Consider the following 22,099-nt stretch of genomic DNA (forward strand, 5'->3'; position numbering starts at 1 on the left):
CCTTTGTCATATTCCGCCGGCTGGGCCTTGGCTATAATCCGGCCACTCATTCATGAAGGGACCTCGCCGTGCGCCGGCTCAGGAATGCCATAGGACTTTGCGTCAGCCTGCTGCTGACCCTGCTGTGCCTGCATCCCCTGCACGCCGCAGAGGCGCCGCGCTGGAGCGCCCTGCTCGACCCCACCGCCAGCCTCCAGCTGGACGACGTCCGCGCCCAGCAATCCATCGCCCAGTTCACCCCCGTCGACCTCGACCGCCTCTACACCCCCGGCGGCGAGAGCGCCCTCTGGCTGCACTACCCGCTGCCGGCCGGCCAGCACGAACGGCTGCTGAGGGTCTTCGCCCCCTACCTCTCCTACCTCGACCTGTACGTGGTGCAGGACGGCGAGGTGATCGACCACATCCGCACCGGCAGCCGCCTGCCCTACGCCGAGCGACCGCTGCCCAGCCGCGACTTCCTGCTGCCGCTGCCCCAGCGCAGCGAGCCCCTGGACCTCTACCTGCGGCTCTCCTCCGAGCACGCCCTGCGCCCCACCATCAGCCTGCAGAGCGCCGCGCTGATGGCCGCCGACGACAGCCGCCCGCTGCTCTTCGGCCTGCTGCTGGGCAGCCTGGTGATGCTGGTGCTGCACAACGTCCTGCGCTTCGCTTACGCCCGCGCCGCCTGCAGCCTGTGGCTGGCCGCCACCCAGCTGTGCATCATCGCCACCGCCCTGGCGCTGCTGGGCATCAGCAGCCCCTGGCTGGACTTCTGGCCCGGCGCCCAGTCGCAGCTGGCCAACCTCTCCATGCTGGCCGCCATGGTCTGCGCTCTGGCCTTCACCGGCAGCTTCTTCCGCCGCGTCTGCCCCGACACCCCGCTCAACGGCCTGCTGCTCAGCGAAGCCGTGGTGATCGGCATCACCGGCCTGCTCCTGCTGGTGGCCACCGACCTGCAGTTCAACCAGCTGGTCTACGGCATGGGCGCCGTCACCGGGCTCAGCATCTTCGGCGTGGCGGTGCACCACTGGCGGTCCGGCTACCGCCCGGCGCGCCTGTTCACCCTGGCGCTGCTGGTGTTCTGCGTGGCGTTCCTCGGCTCGCTACCGGCGCTGTTCGGCTACTGGGCCGTGCGGTCGGAGTGGCTGGCCTTCGGCCTGCTCAGCGTCACCAGCGTCAGCGGCGTGCTGATGAGCATGGCCATGAGCGAGCGCCAGCGGCGCATCCTCCTCGACGACTTCGTGGTCAGCCGCGAACTGGCCGCCAGCTCTGCCGAACTCAAGGCCAAGGGCGAGTTCCTGGCCAAGATCAGCCACGAGATCCGCACCCCCATGAACGGCGTGCTGGGCATGACCGAGCTGCTGCTGGGCACCCCGCTGTCGGCCAAGCAGCGCGACTACGTGCAGACCATCCACAGCTCCGGCAACGAGCTGCTCACCCTGATCAACGAGATCCTCGACATCTCCAAGCTGGAGTCCGGGCAGATCGAACTGGACGACGTGCAGTTCGACCTCAACGCCCTGATCGACGACTGCCTGGACATCTTCCGCGCCAAGGCCGAGCAGCAGAAGGTCGAGCTCATCAGCTTCATGCAGCCCCAGGTGCCGCGCGTGGTGGGCGGCGACCCGACGCGCCTGCGCCAGGTGCTGCTGAGCCTGCTGGACAACGCCTTCAAGCAGACCGACGAAGGCGAGATCCTGCTGGTGGTGGCCCTGGACACCAGCGGCGCCGAACCGCGCCTGCGCATCGCCGTGCAGGACAGCGGCCGCCCCCTGGAAGCCGGCGAGCGCGATGCCCTGCTCAACGCCGAGCTGCACAGCAAGGACTTCCTCTCCGCCACCAAGCTCGGCGGCCGCCTCGGCCTGATCATCGCCCGCCAGCTGGTGCGCCTGATGCACGGCGACTTCGGCATCCAGAGCGGCGGCAACCAGGGCAGCACCCTGTGGCTGACCCTGCCCCTGGACGCCCAGCGCCTGGAACAGCCCGCCTCCGACCTCGACGGCCCGCTGCAAGGCGCGCGGCTGCTGGTGGTGGACGACAACGACACCTGCCGCAAGGTGCTCGTGCAGCAATGCAGCGCCTGGGGCCTGCAGGTCAGCGCCGTGCCGTCCGGCAAGGAAGCCCTGGCCCTGCTGCGCACCAAGGCCCACCTGCGCGAATACTTCGACGTGGTTCTGCTGGACCAGGACATGCCCGGCATGACCGGCATGCAGCTGGCCGCCAAGATCAAGGAAGACCCGAGCCTCAACCACGACATCCTGATCATCATGCTCACCGGCATCAGCAACGCGCCGAGCAAGATCATCGCCCGCAACGCCGGCATCAAGCGCATCCTCGCCAAGCCGGTGGCCGGCTACACCCTCAAGACCACCCTGGCCGACGAACTGGTCCAGCGCGCCGCCGGCGGCGCCGCCACCCTCCCCGGCTCCCAGGTCAGCTCGCCGCTCAACGTCCCCGGCGACTTCCGCATCCTCGTCGCCGAGGACAACAGCATCTCCACCAAGGTCATCCGCGGCATGCTGAGCAAGCTCAACCTGCAGCCGGACACCGCCAGCAATGGCGAGGAAGCCCTCAGCGCCATGAAGGAGCGCCAGTACGACCTGGTGCTGATGGACTGCGAGATGCCGGTGCTCGACGGCTTCTCCGCCACCGAAATGCTCCGTGACTGGGAGCGCGACGCCCAGCGCCCGCGCACCCCGGTGGTCGCCCTCACCGCGCACATCCTCAACGAGCACAAGGAGCGCGCACGCCAGGCCGGCATGGACGGCCACATGGCCAAGCCGGTGGAGCTGTCCCAGCTGCGCGAACTCATCGAGCACTGGGCCGCCGAGAAGGAACTGCGCCGCCTGCGCGAACCGGGCAGCGCCCTGCATTCCTGACTCGCTCGTAGCCCGGGCTTCAGCCCGGGATTCCGATCACGAATGAAATCGCCCCCACAGGCCTCACGCCCGCACGAACATGACCACTGCGTGGATGACGCTCTTTTCATCCACCAGACGGGGGCGGGCATGGCATGCCGATGTACCTGGCTCCGGGAGAGCGGTGGGCTGAAGCCCACCCTACGCCCGCCCTACGGCCACCCCGCACCTGCCCCGCGCCACGTCCGGCACCCACGCCGTGCTGACACGACGCGCCCCCCACATCCGGCGGCGTGCCGGCGTATGATTGCCCCTCGCCAGGGCGACCCGGATCAACGGGTGCGGCCCCCGGCGGCTCCTACACTCACACCACCGTTTCCTCGCGAGCCCGTCCGATGCTCTCCACGATGTTCAGCCTGTACCTGAAGATGCTGGTGCTCTACAGCCCCTTCTTCGTCCTCTCCTGCTTCATCGGCCTCACCCGGGGCTACACGGTGAAGGAGCGCAAGAAGCTCGCCTGGAAGGTCGCCCTCGGCACCCTGGTGGCCAGCGCCCTGCTCTACCTGTTCGGCCAGGCCATCTTCAACGTCTTCGGCATCACCATCGACGCCTTCCGCATCGGTGCCGGCGCCGTGCTGTTCATCTCCGCCCTCGGCATGGCCCAGGGCAAGCCGGCGGTGCAGGCCGACAACGTCCAGCAGGACGTCACCATCGTGCCGCTGACCATCCCCCTCACCGTCGGCCCCGGCACCATCGGCGCCATGCTGGTGATGGGCGCCGGCCACGTGCACTGGAACGACAAGTTCACCGCCCTCGCCGCCATCGCCCTCGCCAGCGTCACCGTCGGCGTGGTGCTCTACCTCTCCAACCGCATCGAACGCATCCTCGGCGAGCAGGGCCTGCAGATCGTCAGCCGCCTGATGGGCCTGTTCGTCTGCGCCCTCGCCGCCCAGATCATCTTCACCGGGGTGAAGAACTACCTCGCGCCCTGAAACCGTGCAGGGCCATACCTGACCGAGTGCCCAGGTTGGCGGCGCGCACCGCAATGAGGCGCGCCGACTCCCGGGTCACCCCCTTCAAAACCAACAAAATCCTTCCAGAACAACCGCTTGCCGCTCTTGGCACGGATGCTGCCATTGGACTGACAGCAGTACAGATGACCGTACTCATGTCCCCAAATCGGTCCCATCCCTGTTCCCATGAACAGCCAAGGAGGCTTTACATGAAGCGCCGTCCGTTCCTGAAGTCCACCCTCGCCGCCAGCGCACTGGTGCTCACCGGCCTGTTCCCCTTCACCCTCCAGGCCGCCGAGACCATCAAGGTCGGCATCCTGCACTCGCTGTCCGGCACCATGGCCATCTCCGAGACCTCGCTCAAGGACATGGCGCTGATGACCATCGATGAAATCAACGCCAAGGGCGGGGTGAACGGCAAGAAGCTCGAACCGGTGGTGGTGGACCCCGCCTCCAACTGGCCGCTGTTCGCCGAGAAGGCCCGCCAGCTGCTGACCAAGGACAAGGTCGACGTGGTCTTCGGCTGCTGGACCTCGGTATCGCGCAAGTCCGTGCTGCCGGTGTTCGAGGAGCTCAACGGCCTGCTCTTCTACCCGGTGCAGTACGAAGGCGAAGAACTCTCGCCCAACGTCTTCTACACCGGCGCCGCGCCCAACCAGCAGGCCATCCCGGCGGTGGAATACCTGATGAGCGAAGACGGCGGCAGCGCCAAGCGCTTCTTCCTGCTGGGCACCGACTACGTCTACCCGCGCACCACCAACAAGATCCTGCGCGCCTTCCTGCACAGCAAGGGCGTCGCCGACAAGGACATCGAAGAGGTCTACACCCCCTTCGGCCACAGCGACTACCAGACCATCGTCGCCAACATCAAGAAGTTCTCCGCCGGCGGCAAGACCGCGGTGATCTCCACCGTCAACGGCGACTCCAACGTGCCCTTCTACAAGGAGCTGGCCAACCAGGGCCTGGCCGCCACCGACGTGCCGGTGGTCGCCTTCTCCGTGGGCGAGGAAGAACTGCGCGGCATCGACACCAAGCCGCTGGTGGGCCACCTGGCCGCCTGGAACTACTTCGAATCGGTGGATAACCCGGTCAACGCCAAGTTCGTCGAGCAGTGGAAGGCCTACGCCAAGGCCAAGAACCTGCCCAACTACCAGACCGCCGTGACCAACGACCCCATGGAAGCCACCTACGTCGGCATCCACATGTGGGCCCAGGCGGTCGAGAAGGCCGGCACCACCGACGTCGACAAGGTCCGCGAGGCCCTCGCCGGGCAGACCTTCGCCGCCCCCTCCGGCTACACCCTGACCATGGACAAGACCAACCACCACCTGCACAAGCCGGTGATGATCGGCGAGATCCAGGACGACGGTCAGTTCTCCGTGGTCTGGCAGACCGAAGGCCCCCTGCGCGCCCAGCCCTGGAGCCCCTTCATCCCCGGCAACGACAAGAAGCCGGACTACGCGGTGAAGAGCAACTGACCGACTCCCCTCTCCCCTGCGGAGAGGGGCCAGGGAGCGGTGACGCCGCGCGCCGCCGCTTCCCATCCCTCTCCCTTCCCCGGGAGAGGGGGCTCACGGTGCCACCAAGGAAGCCTCCATGCCTGCCCTCTACCGGATCCTGCTCGCCCTGGCCCTGCTGCTGCCCCTGGCCGCGCGGGCCGGCGATGCCAACGACTTCGCCGCCGCCAACCCCACGCAACAGGCCCGGCTGCTCGAACGCTGGGCCGCCGAGCCCGACGCCGCCCGCCAGCCCCTGCTGGACGCCCTGCAGCAGGGCCGCTTCGCCATCGACGCCAAGCAGGCGTTCGTCGAGCGCGAAGGCGCCTGGCAGGCCCTCGAAGGTGACGCCGCACCCGCCGGCACGCCGAAGAAGCTGCGCCTGAACAACCGCCTGCGCGGCCTGCTGATCACCGCCCAGGCCAGCCACCAGTTGCTCGCCAGCGACCCGGCCCTGCGCCTGGCCGGCGCCCGCGAACTGCAGAAGAGCGCCAAGCCCGCGCAGCTCGCCCTGCTCAATGCCCGCGTGGTGGCCGAAGCGGACGGCGCCGTGCGCGACGCCCTGTCCCTGGCCCTGGCCAACCTGCAACTGGTCGACCCCGACCCGGCGGTGCGCCTGAACGCCGTGCGCCTGCTGGGCGAGACCGGCGACCCGCTGGCCCGCACCCGCCTCGAAGCGCTGCTCGACCCGTCGGTGGAAACCGACGCCAGCGTGCGCACCGCCGCCGAGACCAGCCTGGCCCAGGTCAAGCGCCGGCTGATGCTGGGCGAAGTGCTTGGCCAGGCCTTCGGCGGCTTGTCCCTGGGCTCCATCCTGCTGCTGGCCGCCCTGGGCCTGGCCATCACCTTCGGCCTGCTCGGGGTGATCAACATGGCCCACGGCGAAATGCTCATGCTCGGCGCCTACACCACCTACGTGGTGCAGCTCGCCTTCCAGCGCCTGGCCCCCGACCTGCTCGCCCTCTACCCCCTGGTGGCCCTGCCGGTGGCCTTCTGCGTCACCGCCGCCATCGGCATGGCCCTGGAGCGCACGGTGATCCGCCACCTCTACGGCCGCCCGCTGGAAACCCTGCTGGCCACCTGGGGCATCAGCCTGATCCTCATCCAGCTGGTGCGCGTGGTGTTCGGTGCGCAGAACGTCGAAGTGGCCAACCCGGCCTGGCTCTCCGGCGGCATCCAGGTTTTGCCCAACCTGGTGCTGCCGTACAACCGCATCGTCATCATCGGCTTCGCCCTGTTCGTGGTGGCGCTGACCTGGCTGCTGCTCAACCGCACGCGCCTGGGCCTCAACGTCCGCGCCGTCACCCAGAACCGCAACATGGCCGCCTGCTGCGGCGTGCCCACCGGCCGCGTGGACATGCTCGCCTTCGGCCTCGGCTCCGGCATCGCCGGGCTCGGCGGCGTGGCCCTGTCCCAGGTCGGCAACGTCGGCCCGGAGCTGGGCCAGGGCTACATCATCGACTCCTTCCTGGTGGTGGTGCTCGGCGGCGTCGGCCAACTGGCCGGCAGCGTCATGGCCGCCTTCGGCCTGGGGGTGGCGAACAAGATCCTCGAACCGCAGATCGGCGCCGTGCTGGGCAAGATCCTCATCCTCGCGCTGATCATTCTCTTCATCCAGAAGCGGCCCCAGGGCCTCTTCGCCCTGAAAGGACGGGTGATCGACTGATGAACCAGCCCCTGACCCTCACCGCCGCGCAAAAGGCCGGCCCGAAAGTCACCCTCGGTGTCGGCGCCCTGGTGCTAGCCGTGCTGATCGCCCTGCCGCTGCTGCACCTGCTGCCGGCCGACAGCCCGCTGCAGGTCTCGGCCTACACCCTGACCCTGGTGGGCAAGATCCTCTGCTACGCCATCGTCGCCCTGGCCCTGGACCTGGTCTGGGGCTACGCCGGGCTGCTGTCCCTCGGCCACGGGCTGTTCTTCGCCCTCGGCGGCTACGCCATGGGCATGTACCTGATGCGCCAGAGCGCCGGCGACGGCCTGCCGGCCTTCATGAGCTTCCTCGCCTGGAACGAACTGCCCTGGTACTGGGCCGGCACCTCCAGCTTCCTCTGGGCCCTGTGCCTGGTGGTGCTCGCCCCCGGCCTGCTGGCCCTGGTGTTCGGCTTCTTCGCCTTCCGCTCGCGGATCAAGGGCGTGTACTTCTCGATCATGACCCAGGCCCTGACCTTCGCCGGCATGCTGCTGTTCTTCCGCAACGAGACCGGCTTCGGCGGCAACAACGGCTTCACCGGCTTCACCCGTATCCTCGGCTTCGACATCACCGCCCCCGGCACCCGCGCCGTGCTCTTCCTCGCCACCGTCGCCCTGCTGGTGGCCAGCCTGCTGCTGGGCTGGCGCCTGGCCCGGAGCAAGTTCGGCCGGGTGCTCACCGCCCTGCGCGACGCCGAGAACCGGCTGATGTTCTGCGGCTACGACCCGCGCGGCTACAAGCTGTTCATCTGGGTACTGTCGGCCGTGCTCTGCGGCCTGGCCGGCGCGCTGTACGTGCCCCAGGTGGGCATCATCAACCCCAGCGAAATGTCCCCCACCAACTCCATCGAGGCCGCCGTCTGGGTCGCCCTCGGCGGGCGCGGCTCGCTCATCGGCCCGCTGCTGGGCGCTGGGCTGGTCAACGGCATGAAGAGCTGGTTCACCGTGGCCTTCCCCGAGTACTGGCTGTTCTTCCTCGGCGCGCTGTTCATCCTCGTCACCCTGTACCTGCCCAAGGGCGTGATCGGCCTGCTGAAGAAGGAGGACAAGTGATGCGCGCCACCCCGGACTTCATGCTCGAACCCATCCTCGACCCCAACCGCGACGCCGGCAGCGGCCGCGATGCCCTGGGCCTCGGCCAGGCCGCCGGGCAGGGCCTGAACACCCGCCACGGCACCATCCTCACCCTGGAGGACATCAGCGTCAGCTTCGACGGCTTCAAGGCCCTGCGCGACCTCAACCTGTACATCGGCGTCGGCGAGCTGCGCTGCATCATCGGCCCCAACGGCGCCGGCAAGACCACCCTGATGGACGTCATCACCGGCAAGACCCGCCCCGACACCGGCCAGGCCTGGTTTGGCGAAACCCTCGACCTCACCCGCATGAGCGAGGTCGAGATCGCCCAGGCCGGCATCGGCCGCAAGTTCCAGAAGCCCACGGTGTTCGAAGCCCTCAGCGTGTTCGAGAACCTGGAGCTGGCGCAGAAGACCGACAAGTCGGTGTGGGCCAGCCTGCGCGCCCGCCTCACCGGCGAGCAGCAGGACCGCATCGACGAAGTGCTCGCCACCATCCGCCTGGACAGCGCGCGCCAGCGCCCCGCCGGCCTGCTCTCCCACGGTCAGAAGCAGTTCCTGGAGATCGGCATGCTGCTGATGCAGGACCCGCAGCTACTGCTGCTCGACGAACCGGTGGCGGGCATGACCGACGCCGAGACCGAGTTCACCGCCGAGCTGTTCAAGGGCCTCGCGCGCAAGCACTCGCTGATGGTGGTGGAGCACGACATGGGCTTCGTCGGCACCATCGCCGACCACGTCACCGTGCTCCACCAGGGCCACGTCCTGGCCGAAGGCTCCCTCGCCCAGGTCCAGGCCAACGAACAGGTGATCGAGGTGTACCTCGGCCGCTGAGGAACGAACCCCAGGGTGGATGACGCCTTTCCCATCCACCCTGCGCACAGACAAGGACATCGACATGCTGAAAGTCGACCAGCTCCACCAGTACTACGGCGGCAGCCACATCCTCCGCGGCCTCTCCTTCGAAGCCCGGATCGGCGAAGTCACCTGCCTGCTCGGGCGCAACGGCGTGGGCAAGACCACCCTGCTGAAATGCCTCATGGGCCTGATCCCCGCCAGGGAAGGCACGGTGAACTGGGAGGGCCGCGCCATCACCGGGCTCAAGCCGCACCAGCGCGTACACGCCGGCATCGCCTACGTGCCCCAGGGCCGCGAGATCTTCGGCCGCCTCAGCGTGGAGGAAAACCTGCTGATGGGCCTCTCCCGCTTCAGCGCCCGTGACGCCAAGGCCGTGCCCGAATCCATCTACGAACTCTTCCCCGTCCTGCGGGAGATGAAACACCGCCGGGGCGGCGACCTCTCCGGCGGCCAGCAACAGCAACTGGCCATCGGCCGCGCCCTGGCCAGCCAGCCGCGCCTCCTGATCCTCGACGAGCCCACCGAAGGCATCCAGCCCTCGGTGATCAAGGAGATCGGCGCCGTGATCCGCACGCTGGCCGAACGCGGCGACATGGCCATCCTGCTGGTGGAGCAGTTCTACGACTTCGCCGCCGAACTGGCCGACCAGTACCTGGTGATGAGCCGGGGCGAAGTCATCCAGCAGGGGCGCGGGGAACACATGGAGGCCGAAGGGGTGAGGGGGTTGGTGGCCATCTGAAAAGCCCGCTCGCCGATCAGCGCGGCCCCCCACCTGCACCGAATCAGTTCAGGGCACGCCTCTTGCTTGCCCACTCGGTCAACTATTCCGAGAAACGCCACCGCCCCATGAACCTGCCTGCCACCCCGTTCACGCCGAGCTGGCCCGCCGAACTGGAGCTGGCTTACGCCCGCCAGGGGGAACGCACCATTCCGGTGCTGCGCCGCCACCTCGGCCCCCTGAGGGTGCAAAAGCACCTGCACGCCGAAGGCCCCGGGGTCTGCCAGCACATCATCGTTCACCCGCCCGGCGGCATCGCCGGGGGCGACCGGCTGGACATCCGCGCCCGGGCCGGCGAGGCCAGCTGGGTGCAGCTCACCAGCCCCGGCGCGGCCAAGTGGTACCGCGCCACCGCCCCGGCCCGCCAGGACCTGCAGCTCACCGTCGAGCCCGGCGCGACCCTGGAATGGCTGCCCCAGGAGACCATCCTCTACGCCGGCGCCCAGGCCGACCTGCACAGCCGCATCGACCTGCACGGCGATGCCCGTCTGCTTTACTGGGACATCGTGGCCCTCGGCCGCCCCGCGGCGGGCGAGCGCTTCGTCGACGGCCACTACCAGGCCGCCCTCGACATCCGCCGCGACGGGCACCTGCTGTGGCACGAGCGGCAACGGGTGGAAGGCGGTGACGGCCTGCTCGATTCCCCCATCGGACTCGCCGGTTTCCCGGTGTTCGCCACCCTGATCGCCACCGGCGAGATCGCCCCCGAGCTGCTGGAGCGTTGCCGCGAGCAACCGTGCGGCGGGCGCGGCGACCTCACCCAGTTGCCCGGCCTGGTGCTGGCCCGCTGCCTGGCCCCCGAGGCCCTGCAGGCCCGTGCCTGGCTCATCGAACTCTGGCGCCTGTTGCGCCCTGCCTTGCTCGGCCGCGAGGCCAAGCCCCCGCGAATCTGGAGTACCTGAGATGGACCTGTCGCCCCGCGAGAAAGACAAGCTGCTGATCTTCACCGCCGGCCTGGTGGCCGAGCGGCGCCTGGCCCGTGGCCTGAAGCTCAACTACCCGGAAGCCATGGCCTTCATTTCCGCCGCCCTGCTGGAAGGCGCGCGCGACGGCCAGACCGTGGCCCAGCTGATGCACTACGGCACCACGCTGCTGACCCGCGAACAGGTCATGGAAGGCGTGCCGGAGATGATCCCGGAGATCCAGATCGAAGCCACCTTCCCCGACGGCACCAAGCTGGTGACCGTCCACCAGCCCATCGCCTGAGGTCGCCATGCCCTACGTCATCCACGACGCGCGGGACGCCGACCTGCCCGGCATCCTCGCCATCTACAACGACGCCGTGGCCCACACCACGGCGATCTGGAACGAAACCCAGGTGGACCTGGCCAACCGCCAGGCCTGGCTGGCCGAGCGCCGTGCCGCCGGCTTCCCGGTGCTGGCGGCGGTATCCCCCGCCGGCGAGGTGCTCGGCTACGCCACCTACGGCACCTGGCGCAGCATCGAAGGCTTCCGCCACACCGTGGAGCACTCGGTCTACGTGCGCGAGGGCCTGCGCGGCCAGGGCATCGGCCGGCACCTGCTGGAAACCCTGGTGCACCGCGCCCAGGAGGCCGGGCTGCACGTGATGGTGGCGGCCATCGAGACGCAGAACAGCGCCTCCATCCACCTGCACCAGCGCCTCGGCTTCGTCGTCACCGGGCAGATGCCCCAGGTGGGGCGCAAGTTCGGCCGCTGGCTGGACCTGACCTTCATGCAGCGCCAGCTGGACGAAACCCCGTGACGTCGGCCCTGCAGATCGACCGGCTCGACGCCGCCGGCCTGGCCCGGCACCGCCCGGCGCTGGTGGCCCTGCTGCTGGACAGCGTCGGCCACGGCGCCTCGGTGGGCTTCCTCGCCGACCTGGATGCCGACGCAGCCGGGGCCTACTTCGACCAGGTGCAGCAGGCCCTGGCCGAAGGCGCGCAGTGGCTGTGGATCGCACAGCGCCAGGGCCGGCTGCTCGGCAGCGTGCAGCTCGGCCTGTGCCAGAAGCCCAACGGGCTGAACCGCGCCGAGGTGCAGAAGCTGCTGGTGCTCAGCACCGCCCGCCGCCAGGGCATCGCCCAGGCACTGATGCAGCACCTGGAGGCCGAGGCCCTGGCAGCCCGGCGCGGCCTGCTGTACCTGGACACCGAAGCCGGCAGCGACGCCGAGGCCCTCTACCGACGCCTTGGCTACACCTGCATCGGCGGCCTGCCCGACTACGCCTGCGGCCCGGACGGGACCTACCGGGCCAACGCCATCTACTACAAGACGCTCTTCGAGGCCTGACCATGATTCCCGGCGAATACCAGATCCAGGACGGCGAGATCGAACTCAATGCCGGCCGCCGCACCCTCACCCTCTCCGTGGCCAACACCGGCGACCGGCCGATCCAGGTCGGCTCGCACTTCCACTTCTTCGAAACCAACGACGCCCTAGCCTTCGACCGCGCCAGCGCCCGTGGCATGCGCCTGAACATCCCCGCCGGCACCGCCGTGCGCTTCGAGCCGGGCCAGAGCCGCGAGGTGGAGCTGGTGGACCTGGCCGGCGCGCGCCGGGTGTTCGGCTTCGCCGGGCGCGTCATGGGCGACCTTTAAACAACAGGAAGAACGCAGATGAAGATCAGCAGACAGGCCTACGCCGACATGTTCGGCCCCACGGTCGGCGACAGGGTGCGCCTGGCCGACACCGACCTGTGGATCGAGGTCGAGAAAGACTTCACCACCTACGGCGAGGAAGTGAAGTTCGGCGGCGGCAAGGTGATCCGCGACGGCATGGGCCAGGGTCAGCTGCTGGCTGCCGAGGTGGTCGACACGCTGATCACCAACGCGCTGATCATCGACCACTGGGGCATCGTCAAGGCCGACGTGGGTTTGAAGGACGGGCGCATCGCAGCCATCGGCAAGGCCGGCAATCCGGACATCCAGCCCGACGTCACCATCGCCATCGGCGCCAGCACCGAGGTGATCGCCGGCGAGGGCATGATCCTCACCGCCGGCGGCATCGACACCCACATCCACTTCATCTGCCCGCAGCAGATCGAAGAGGCGCTCATGAGCGGCGTCACCACCATGATCGGCGGCGGCACCGGGCCGGCCACCGGCACCAACGCCACCACCTGCACCTCCGGCCCCTGGCACATGGCGCGCATGCTCCAGGCCGCCGACGCCTTCCCGATGAACATCGGCTTCACCGGCAAGGGCAACGCCTCGCTGCCCGAGCCGCTGATCGAACAGGTGAAGGCCGGCGCCATCGGCCTCAAGCTGCACGAGGACTGGGGCACCACCCCGGCGGCCATCGACAACTGCCTGAGCGTCGCCGACCAGTACGACGTGCAGGTGGCCATCCACACCGACACCCTCAACGAGTCGGGCTTCGTCGAGACCACCCTGGGCGCCTTCAAGGGCCGCACCATCCACACCTACCACACTGAAGGCGCCGGCGGCGGCCACGCCCCGGACATCATCAAGGCCTGCGGTTTCTCCAACGTGCTGCCCAGCTCCACCAACCCGACCCGGCCCTTCACCCGCAACACCATCGACGAACACCTGGACATGCTCATGGTCTGCCACCACCTGGACCCGAGCATCGCCGAGGACGTGGCCTTCGCCGAAAGCCGCATCCGCCGGGAGACCATCGCCGCCGAGGACATCCTCCACGACCTCGGCGCCTTCAGCATGATCAGCTCCGACAGCCAGGCCATGGGCCGCGTCGGCGAGGTCATCACGCGCACCTGGCAGACCGCCGACAAGATGAAGAAGCAGCGCGGCGCGCTGCCCGGCGACGGCCCCGGCAACGACAACTTCCGCGCCAAGCGCTACATCGCCAAATACACCATCAACCCGGCCATCACCCACGGCATCAGCCACGAAGTGGGCTCGGTGGAAGTGGGCAAGTGGGCCGACCTGGTGCTCTGGCGCCCGGCCTTCTTCGGCGTCAAGCCGACCCTGATCCTCAAGGGCGGGGCCATCGCCGCGAGCCTGATGGGCGACGCCAACGCCTCCATCCCCACCCCGCAACCGGTGCACTACCGGCCGATGTTCGCCAGCTACGCCGGCAGCCGCCATGCCACCAGCATCACCTTCATCAGCCAGGCCGCCTTCGAGGCGGGCGTGCCCGCCCAGCTGGGGCTGCAGAAGAAGATCGGCGTGGTGAAGGGCTGCCGCAGCGTGCAGAAGCAGGACCTGATTCACAACGACTACACCCCGACCATCGAGGTGGACCCGCAGAACTACCAGGTGAAGGCCGACGGCCAGTTGCTCTGGTGCGAACCGGCCGAGGTGCTGCCGATGGCGCAGCGCTACTTCCTGTTCTGAGCGGCACCGGCCGGCGGGCTCAGGCGTCCACCGGCGGCGTCTGCTCCTCGGGCAGGGTCAGCTCGATGGTTTCCGCCAGGGAGTTTTCCAGGCGCTGCAGCTCGCCTTCCAGGGCCGCCTCGTCGTCGCCGTAGCGCTCGGCGATGCGGGCGAAGCCGTCGGCCACTTCGAGGAAGGCCATCACCACCAGCGGGTCGAAGTGGCTGCCGCTGGCGGCGCTGATCCGCTGGATCGCCTCATCGCCGCCCACCCGGGGGCGGTACGGGTGCGGTGCGGTCAGTTCGTCATAGTGGTCCGCCACCGCCATCAGCCGCGCCGCCAGGGGGATCTGCTCGCCCCGCAGGCCGTCGGGGTAGCCGTCGCCGTCCCAGCGCTCGTGGTGGGACTGGATGATCTGCCGGGCGTAGCACAGGAAGCCCTCGCCCTCGCCGCCCGCCAGGCGCCGGTCGGCCCGTTCCAGGGCTTCGCGGCCCAGGCGCGTGTGGCTCTGCATCAGCCGCAGGTCGTCGCCCTCCAGCGCACCGGGGTTGAGCAGGACGCGGTCCGGCAGGGCCACCTTGCCGATGTCGTGCAGCTGCGCCGACTTGGCCATCAGCGCCACCTTGTCCGGGGTCAGTTCGTCGGCCAAGGCCGGTTGCTGCCGGGCCAGGGCATTGCCCAGCAGGCGCATGTACAGCTCGATGCGCACCAGGTGGTTGCCGGCGGGGTTGTCGCGCAGGTCGGCCAGGTTCGCCAGGGCCTCGATGGTGGCCTCGTGCAGGTGGCTGATCTCGCGGGTGCGGCGGCGCACTTCCAGCTCCAGGTACTCGCTCTTGTCCCGCAGGAAGTCGGCGTTGGCCTTGAGCTGCAGCTGGGCCTGGATGCGCGCGAGGACGATGGGCGGGCTGATGGGCTTGGTGATGTAGTCCACCGCGCCGAGGTCGAAGCCGCGCTGCTCGTCCGCTGCCTCGCCCCGGGCGGTGAGGAACACCACCGGGATGTCGCGGGTGGCCGGGTCGGCCTTGAGCCGGGCGCAGACTTCGTAGCCGTCCATCTGCGGCATCATCACGTCCAGCAGGATCAGGTCCGGCGGCTGCCGGCCGCCGGCGATGCGCAGGGCCTTCTCGCCGTTGCCGGCGACCTTGACCCGGTAGCGGTCCATCAGCAGCTCGCTCATGAGCTCCAGGTTGTCGGGCGTGTCGTCCACCACCAGCACCACTTCACGCTCCGGTCTGTCCAGCATCCCGGTCATCACGGCACCTCGTCATAACGTGATTTCGCGCTGGTCGGCCAGCGCGCGCAGCGCTTGGTGCGCTGTCTCGAAGTCATAGGCCCGCACGGCCGATTCCAGGGCCCCGTAGCCTTCATTAAAGGCGCTGCGCAGCATTCCGGCCTGCTCGTCGAGCAGCCGCGCGGCCCGTGGGTCGTCCTCCTCCAGCAGGCGGGCGAGCTGGCGGCAGGTGCGCGCCAGCGCGGCGCTGTCGTCGACGGCTGCCGGGGGCGGCGCAGCGGCCTCGCGCTGCTGGGCCTCGATGGCTCCGACCAGCGCCAGCAGTGGCGGTTCCAGCTCGGTCAGCAGCTGTTCGATGCGCTCCGGCTCCGCCGCATCGGCCAGGGCCTGTTCGAGGGTGGCGGCCTGGACCTTGAGCCCATGGGCCCCGAGGCTGCCGGCCAGGCCGCGCAGGTCGTGGGCCTGGCGTTCGGCCTGGCTGCGCTGGCCGCTGGTCAGGGCTGCACGCATACGCTGGCTCCAGTCGCGCTGGCCCTCGGCGAAGCGCACCAGGAGCCGGCGGTAGGCGTCCTCGCGGCCGAGGGCGCGGCGTATCCCGTCGGCGATGTCGACCCCCGGCAGGTGCCAGGCCGGCAGCGGTGGCGCCACGGGGGGCGCGGCGGCCGGGCGGGGGCCGAGCCAGCGCGACAGGGTGCCCCACAGTTCGCGGGGCTCGATGGGCTTGGCGATGTGGTCGTTCATGCCGGCCGCCAGGCAGCGCTCGCGGTCGTCGGCCAGGGCGTTGGCGGTCATGGCGATGATCGGCAGGCGGGCGAAGCGACCTTCCTGGCGCAGCCGGCGGGTGGCCTCCAGGCCGTCGAGCACCGGCATCTGCATGTCCATCAGCACCAGCGCGTAGTGGCCGTCGGGCTGCCAGCGCAGGCGGTCGAGGGCGTCGAGGCCGTTCTCCGCCAGGTCCACCTGGAGGTTGGCCATCTCCAGCAGCTCGCCGGCCACCTCGCGGTTGAGCGGGTGGTCCTCCACCAGCAGCACGCGCTGGCCGTCGAACTGCGGCATGTGGGTCGCCTCGCTGCGCGGCGCGGCGGCCTGGCGCTGCAGCTGGCAGGCGTGGATGGCATGCAGCAGGCGCGGCAGGGTGAGGGGCTTTTCCAGGTACTGGTCGATGACGTCGACGCTGGGCTCGCCCTCCCCTGTCGTACTGGCGAGCAGCACCCACGGTGTCTTGCCCAGGGGCAGGGCCGCCAGGCGCCGGGCGGTCTCCAGGCCGTCGAGCCCAGGCATATGGCGGTCGAGTATCACCAGGCTGAACGGGTTACCCTGGGCATCGGCCTCCTGCAGGCGGGCCAGGGCGGCTTCGCCGTCGCCACAGTGCTCGGCCCGCAGCGCCAGGCTGGCCAGCAGGTCGCTGGCGGCGCGCCGGGCGCTGGGGTTGTCGTCCACCACCAGGGCACGCAGGCCGAGCAGGTCGGGGCGCAGCAGGTCCGGCTGGGGCTGTTCGGGGGCGATGGGCAGCAGCAGACGGCACCAGAACAGGCTGCCCTCGCCGGGCTGGCTGTCCACGCCCACATCACCGCCCATGGCTTCGGCCAGGCGCCGGCAGATGGCCAGGCCGAGGCCGGAGCCGCCGTAGCGCCGCGTGGTGGAGGTGTCGGCCTGCTGGAAGGACTCGAACAGCCGCGCCTGCTGGGCGGCGTCCAGGCCGATGCCGGTGTCGCGTACCGAGAGCTGCAGCAGCCAGCCGCCGTCGCGCGGCTCACCGCGCACGGCCACCTCCACTTCGCCGCGCTCGGTGAACTTGACCGCGTTGTTGGCGAAGTTGATCAGGATCTGGCCGATGCGCAGCGGGTCGCCCACCAGGTGCCGGGGCACCTGCGGGTCGATGCGGAAGATGAGTTCCAGCCCCTTGTCAGCCGCCCGTTCGCCCACCAGGGCAGCGAGGTTTTCCAGCACCAGGGTGAGGTCGAAGTCGATCTGCTCCACCTCCAGCTTGCCGGCCTCGATGCGGGAGAAGTCGAGGATGTCGTTGATCAGCCCCATCAGGTGCTGGCTGGCCTGGCGGATCTTCTCCAGGTAGTCGCGCTGGCGCGGTTCGGGGCCGGCACGCAGGGCCAGGTGGGTCATGCCGACGATGGCGTTCATCGGCGTGCGGATCTCGTGGCTCATGTTGGCGAGGAAGTCCGCCTTCAGCCGCGCGGCCTCTTCGGCCAGTTCCTTGGCGCGCTCCAGGGCCTCTTCGCTCTGCTTGCGCGCGGTGACGTCGCGGCTCACGCCCACCAGCCCCAGCAGGTGCCCGTCTTCATCGTCGAAGGTGGCGCGCACGGTGGCGTAGAGCAGCTTGCGGCCGTCGCGCTGGAGCACCCAGTCCTCGCTTTCCATGGGCCGGCTCATGGCCAGCGCGGCCTGGTCCTGGATCAGCCGCAGGCGGGCACGTTCGGTGGGCAGCAGCTCGGCATCGGTGTGCCCCACCAGGCCGTCGAGGTCCTGGCCGATCAGTTCGGCGAAAGCCTGGTTGGCGCCGAGGTAGCGGCCGCCGGTGTCCTTGAACCAGATCGGGTCGGGGATGGCGTCCACCAGCGCCTGCAGGGTGCTGCGCTGGCGCTGGGCCTCGGCTTCGGCGCGCTGGCGTTCCACCACCTGCACCGCCAGGCGGCGGTTCCACACCAGCACGAAGGTCACCAGCACCAGCACGGCGAGCCCGTAGGGCCAGCCCAGGGCCAGCAGCTCGCGCCAGTCCACGCTGTCGGCGGGGGGCAGCCAGCGCGCCAGGATGGCCTCGCGCTCGCTGTTGGTGACGCTGGCCAGGGCATGGTTGAGCAGCTCGGCGAGCATCGCCTGCTCGCGGAGCACGGCGAAGTGCAGGGCGCTGCCGGCCAGGCCGGGGTCGCCGCTGACCTCCAGGTTGCTGAGGTTGAGCCGGTGGATCAGGTAGCCGGCCGCCATCATGTTGCCGACGTAGGCATCGGCCCGGCCGGAGGAGAGTGCCCGCAGGGCGGCCTCGGTGTCGCTCGTCTCCACCAGTTGCAGGTCGCGGCTGCGCTGGCGCAGGCGGTCCTCCATGGCGTAGCCGCGTTCCACGGCCACGCGGCGCCCGGCCAGTTCCTCCAGGCTGCGGTAGGGCGTTTCGCGGCGGGAGTAGATCAGGCTGGTGGTGGTCAGGTAGGGGTCGCTGAAGGCCATCCAGCGCTCCCGCTCCGGGGTCTTGGCCGCCGACGGCACCACGTCCACCTCGCCCCGGCGCAGGGCCTCGCGGGCCTGGGGCCAGTCGTCGAAGTAGACCGGTTCCACGCCGAGCCCGAGGCGCTCGCCGAGCAGGCGCAGGAAGTCGGCGCTGATGCCCTGGTAGCTGCCGTCCTCGCCCATCAGGTCGAACGGTGGCCAGCCCTTGCGCTCCAGGCCCACGCGGATGCGCCCGTGCTCCTGCAGCCAGCGGGCTTCGGCGGTGGAGAACTCCAGCGGTTCGGCGGCCTGGCAGATGCTGCTCCCCAGCAGCAGGAGCAGCACCAGCCGGCCGAGCAGTCGCAGCATGATCGGTCCCTGTATCGCGGTCTTGACCGCTTCAGCTTAGCCACCCGGCGGGCGCCGGGCGGCTCAGCGGAACAGTTCGCCGGGGGTGACGCCGAATAGCCCGCGAAAGGCGGCGATGAACGCCGAGGGGGATTCATAGCCGCTGGCCAGGGCCACTTCGGTGACGCTGGCGCCGCCCTCCAGCGGCTGCAGCGCGGCGAGCAGGCGCAGGCGCTGGCGCCACTGGCGGAAGCTCAGGCCGGTCTCCCGCAGGAAGGCGCGGCTCAGGGTCTTCTCCGAGGTGTTGAGCCGGGCCGCCCAGTCCCCCAGGCCGAGGGCCAGGTCGGGCTGCGCCGCCAGTTCGTCGCAGAGCACCCGCAGGCGGCCGTCGGCCGGCATCGGCAGGGAGAAGCCGGCCTCGGGCAGGGCCCGCAGTTGGTCCAGCAGCACCGCCACCAGGCGCGCCTCGGCGCTGTCGCCCTCGGGGTACTCCACCGGCAGCAGGCAGAAGGCCTTGATCAGTTCGCGGGCCAGCGGCGTCACTTCCAGCACGCGGCACCGCTCCGGCGCCCAGGCGCAGGCATCGCGGCGCACGTAGAGGCTGCGCATCTCGGCGTGCATGGAGCTGACCACCTCGTGCTCCAGCCCGGCCGGCACCCACACGGCCCAGTGCGGCGGGGCGAAGAAACTGCCGTCGGCGGTGTGCACGCCGAGCACGCCGCTGATGGCGTAGGAGAACTGCACCCAGTCGTGGCGGTGGCGCGGCGTCCAGGAGCCGGCGCGCAGGCTCTCGGCACGGGCGTAGAGCGGGCGCGGCAGGGCATCGAGGGTGGGGATCAGCCGGGCGGGGCCGCGCTGCTGTCCGTTTGTCGACATGGATTGATCCTTTGTCGTTAGACGGTCGGATTCTGCCCCCGCTACCCTGCCGCCTCAATCCCCCGCTGCCCCGGAGGCCCCCGATGTCCGCTCTCAAACCCCTCAAGCGCCTGGTCACCGACTGGTTCCTCGGCGGCATGCTGCTGGCCGTGGCGCTGGCCTGGCTGTTCCCCAACGTGGGCCGCCACGGCGGCGTGCTGCACGCGGAGAACCTGATCAACGCCGGGGTGTTCCTGGTGTTCTTCCTGCACGGCATCAACCTCTCCACCGAGCAGATCCGCAAGGGGCTGGGCAACTGGCGCCTGCACCTGATGGTGCAGCTGTTCACCTTCGCGGCCTTTCCGCTGCTGTGGCTGGCGGCGGACCGCCTGCTGGGCACCCACCTGCCAACGGCGCTGATGCTGGGCTTCTTCTACCTGTGCGCGCTGCCCTCGACCATTTCCTCGTCGGTGGCGCTGACCGGCAGCGCCGGCGGCAACGTGCCGGCGGCGATCCTCAACGCCAGCCTGTCGAGCCTGCTGGGGGTGTTCATCACGCCCTGGCTGGTGAGCCTGGTGGCCGATGCCAACGGCGGCATGGACCTGGGCAAGACGCTGCTGGACCTGAGCCTGCTGCTGCTCCTGCCGCTGGTGCTGGGCCAGGGGCTGCGCCCGCTGTGGGGGCGCTTCTTCGCCCGCTACAAGCGCTACACCTCGGTGTTCGACAAGCTGGTGATCCTGCTGCTGGTGTTCGCCTCGTTCAGCGATTCGGTGGCCGCCGGCATCTGGCAGCAGCAGGGGCCGGAGACCCTGGCCATCGCCTTCGTCGGCAGTGCGCTGGTGCTGGCGCTGATGCTCTGGTCCACCACCCGCGCGGCGCGGGCGATGGATTTCAGCCATGAGGACGAGATTGCGGCAGTGTTCTGCGCCACCAAGAAATCCCTCGCCGCCGGCGCGCCGATGGCGGGGATCATCTTCGGCGCCAACCCCGCGCTGGGGCTGATCCTGCTGCCGATCATGCTGTACCACCAGATGCAGCTTATCGTCTGCTCGGTGATGGCCGAGCGCTACGCCCAGCGGGGCGCGGCGCTGGCGGCACAGGCGGCCTGAAGCGGCCGCCGGCGGGTCAGGCGCCCAGCAGGCTCTGCCCGCAGACCCGCATCACCTGGCCGGTGAGGCCACCGGAGCTGGGCTGGGCGAACCAGGCCACGGCTTCGGCCACGTCCTGGGGCAGGCCGCCCTGGCTCATGGAGTTCATGCGCCGGCCGGCTTCGCGGATGGTCAGCGGGATGGCGGCGGTCATCTGGGTTTCGATGAAGCCGGGCGCCACGGCGTTGATGGTGATGCCGCGCTTGGCCAGCGCCGGGGCCCAGGCCTGGGCCAGGCCGATGACGCCGGCCTTGCTCACCGCGTAGTTGCTCTGCCCGAGGTTGCCGGCGATGCCGCTGATGGAGGCGATCAGCACCACGCGGCCGTTGTCGTGCAGCTTGCCAGCGTCCAGCAGGGCCTGGGTCAGCACCTGGGGGGCCTTGAGGTTGACGTTGATCACCGAGTCCCAGAAGGCTTCGCTCATCTTCGCCAGGGTCTTGTCACGGGTGATGCCGGCGTTGTGCACGACGATGTCCAGCCCGTCGGGCAGCGCCTCCACCAGGCGCGCGGGGGCGTCCTCGGCGCAGATGTCCAGGGCCACCGCGCGGCCGCCTAGGCGGGCGGCCAGGGCTTCGAGGGCATCCTTGGCCTGGGGCACGTCCAGCAACACCACCTCCGCACCGTCCCGGGCGAGGGTCTCGGCGATGGCCGCGCCGATGCCCCGCGAGGCCCCGGTGACCAGCGCGCGCTGGCCGCCGAGGGGACGGCTCCAGTCCTTGACCTGGGCGCTGCTGGCGGCGAGCCGCAGCACCTGGGCCGAGACGTAGGCGCTTTTGGGCGAGAGGAAGAAGCGCAGCGCGCCTTCGAGCTGGTCCTCGGCGCCCTTGCCGACGTACACCAGCTGCACACTGCCGCCCCGGCGGATCTCCTTGCCCAGGGAGCGGGTGAAGCCCTCCAGGGAGCGCTGCACGCTGGCGGCGATCGGGTCCTTGAGGCTTTCCGGCGGGCGCCCCAGCAGCACCACGCGCGGGCATTTGCCCAGGCCCTTGAAGGTGGGCTGGAAGAAGTTGCGCAGCTCGATCAGCTGCTCGAAGCGGGTCAGCCCGCTGGCGTCGAACACCAGGGCCTTGAGCTTGGGCCCGTGCTCGGCGGTCCAGCGCGGCAGGCCGAAGCGGCCTTCCTCGGCGGCGAAGGACTGGTCGGTGAGTTTGTTCAGCACGGCGCTGGCGGCGTCGGCCAGGGCCCCCTCGCCGCCCAGCAGCAGGGCACCGTCCACCGGCCGCACGCGCCCTGCGGTCCAGCGCTCCAGGCGCAGCGGCGCGGGCAGGCCGAGGGCGCCGACCAGGCGTCGGCCGGTGGTGGAGTTGGCGAAGGCGAGATAACGGTCGGACATGGGGGCAGGCTCCTGCACGCATAAG

At 69.8% G+C, this 22,099-nt stretch carries 18 protein-coding genes; 14 read left to right on the forward strand and 4 right to left on the reverse strand.

The window, feature by feature from the left end; genetic code table 11:
- Window positions 1-68 precede the first annotated feature (68 nt).
- From FBY21_RS16790 to ureC, 13 genes are all read left to right on the forward strand, one after another.
- A complete protein-coding gene (locus FBY21_RS16790; RefSeq protein ID WP_142012482.1) occupies window positions 69-2,858 on the forward strand; it encodes a hybrid sensor histidine kinase/response regulator in 2,790 nt (929 codons plus the stop codon).
- Between the two features lie 374 nt (window positions 2,859-3,232).
- Entirely contained in the window at window positions 3,233-3,829 is a 597-nt protein-coding gene (locus tag FBY21_RS16795) for a MarC family protein (protein WP_044411137.1), read from the forward strand.
- A gap of 230 nt (window positions 3,830-4,059) precedes the next feature.
- Window positions 4,060-5,328, forward strand: a complete 1,269-nt coding sequence (gene urtA / locus FBY21_RS16800; RefSeq protein WP_044411134.1) for an urea ABC transporter substrate-binding protein — start codon at window positions 4,060-4,062, stop codon at window positions 5,326-5,328.
- A gap of 118 nt (window positions 5,329-5,446) precedes the next feature.
- Window positions 5,447-7,012, forward strand: coding sequence for an urea ABC transporter permease subunit UrtB (urtB, locus tag FBY21_RS16805; RefSeq protein WP_142012485.1), 1,566 nt, complete (start codon window positions 5,447-5,449; stop codon window positions 7,010-7,012).
- The gene (gene urtC / locus FBY21_RS16810) at window positions 7,012-8,088 is read left to right on the forward strand and encodes an urea ABC transporter permease subunit UrtC (protein ID WP_044411128.1); all 1,077 of its coding nucleotides are present in this window, start codon (window positions 7,012-7,014) and stop codon (window positions 8,086-8,088) included. Before urtB ends, urtC begins: the two co-directional genes overlap by 1 nt.
- Window positions 8,088-8,942 carry an urea ABC transporter ATP-binding protein UrtD gene (gene urtD / locus FBY21_RS16815; RefSeq protein WP_074973797.1) on the forward strand — a complete coding sequence of 285 codons (855 nt, stop codon included), beginning with the start codon at window positions 8,088-8,090 and terminating at the stop codon, window positions 8,940-8,942. The genes urtC and urtD overlap by 1 nt, the downstream gene beginning before the upstream one ends.
- Before the next feature lie 64 nt (window positions 8,943-9,006).
- Window positions 9,007-9,705: an urea ABC transporter ATP-binding subunit UrtE gene (gene urtE / locus FBY21_RS16820; RefSeq protein ID WP_142012487.1), complete on the forward strand. Its 699-nt coding sequence runs from the start codon at window positions 9,007-9,009 to the stop codon at window positions 9,703-9,705.
- A gap of 107 nt (window positions 9,706-9,812) precedes the next feature.
- Window positions 9,813-10,646: an urease accessory protein UreD gene (locus FBY21_RS16825; RefSeq protein WP_142012489.1), complete on the forward strand. Its 834-nt coding sequence runs from the start codon at window positions 9,813-9,815 to the stop codon at window positions 10,644-10,646.
- Between the two features lies 1 nt (window position 10,647).
- The gene (locus FBY21_RS16830; RefSeq protein WP_044411119.1) at window positions 10,648-10,950 is read left to right on the forward strand and encodes an urease subunit gamma; all 303 of its coding nucleotides are present in this window, start codon (window positions 10,648-10,650) and stop codon (window positions 10,948-10,950) included.
- Window positions 10,951-10,957: 7 nt separating this feature from the next.
- On the forward strand, window positions 10,958-11,467 hold the full coding sequence (locus FBY21_RS16835) for a GNAT family N-acetyltransferase (protein WP_142012491.1): 510 nt from the start codon (window positions 10,958-10,960) through the stop codon (window positions 11,465-11,467).
- Entirely contained in the window at window positions 11,464-11,997 is a 534-nt protein-coding gene (locus tag FBY21_RS16840; protein WP_142012493.1) for a GNAT family N-acetyltransferase, read from the forward strand. The genes FBY21_RS16835 and FBY21_RS16840 overlap by 4 nt, the downstream gene beginning before the upstream one ends.
- Window positions 11,998-11,999: 2 nt before the next feature.
- Complete coding sequence (locus FBY21_RS16845) at window positions 12,000-12,305, forward strand: urease subunit beta (protein ID WP_044411111.1); 306 nt, start codon at window positions 12,000-12,002, stop codon at window positions 12,303-12,305.
- An 18-nt stretch (window positions 12,306-12,323) separates the two neighbouring features.
- On the forward strand, window positions 12,324-14,024 hold the full coding sequence (ureC, locus tag FBY21_RS16850) for an urease subunit alpha (protein ID WP_107330836.1): 1,701 nt from the start codon (window positions 12,324-12,326) through the stop codon (window positions 14,022-14,024).
- 19 nt (window positions 14,025-14,043) lie between these two features.
- Here ureC and FBY21_RS16855 read toward each other — a convergent pair whose 3' ends face one another.
- The 3 genes from FBY21_RS16855 to FBY21_RS16865 form a co-directional block, all read right to left on the reverse strand.
- Window positions 14,044-15,255: a two-component system response regulator gene (locus tag FBY21_RS16855; protein WP_074973785.1), complete on the reverse strand. Its 1,212-nt coding sequence runs from the start codon at window positions 15,253-15,255 to the stop codon at window positions 14,044-14,046.
- Between the two features lie 12 nt (window positions 15,256-15,267).
- Window positions 15,268-18,759: a response regulator gene (locus FBY21_RS16860; RefSeq protein ID WP_142012495.1), complete on the reverse strand. Its 3,492-nt coding sequence runs from the start codon at window positions 18,757-18,759 to the stop codon at window positions 15,268-15,270.
- A gap of 63 nt (window positions 18,760-18,822) precedes the next feature.
- Complete coding sequence (locus FBY21_RS16865) at window positions 18,823-19,614, reverse strand: AraC family transcriptional regulator (protein WP_142012497.1); 792 nt, start codon at window positions 19,612-19,614, stop codon at window positions 18,823-18,825.
- 83 nt (window positions 19,615-19,697) lie between these two features.
- On the opposite strand from FBY21_RS16865, the gene FBY21_RS16870 reads away from it, so the two are divergent.
- Window positions 19,698-20,702 (forward strand): bile acid:sodium symporter family protein, encoded by a 1,005-nt coding sequence (locus tag FBY21_RS16870; RefSeq protein ID WP_142012499.1) that lies wholly within the window; start codon window positions 19,698-19,700, stop codon window positions 20,700-20,702.
- A 16-nt stretch (window positions 20,703-20,718) separates the two neighbouring features.
- Here FBY21_RS16870 and FBY21_RS16875 read toward each other — a convergent pair whose 3' ends face one another.
- Window positions 20,719-22,074, reverse strand: a complete 1,356-nt coding sequence (locus FBY21_RS16875) for a 3-oxoacyl-ACP reductase (protein WP_142012501.1) — start codon at window positions 22,072-22,074, stop codon at window positions 20,719-20,721.
- Window positions 22,075-22,099 lie beyond the last annotated feature (25 nt).

The organism is Pseudomonas sp. SLBN-26 (assembly GCF_006715895.1).
In the GTDB taxonomy this organism is placed as follows: domain Bacteria; phylum Pseudomonadota; class Gammaproteobacteria; order Pseudomonadales; family Pseudomonadaceae; genus Metapseudomonas; species Metapseudomonas otitidis.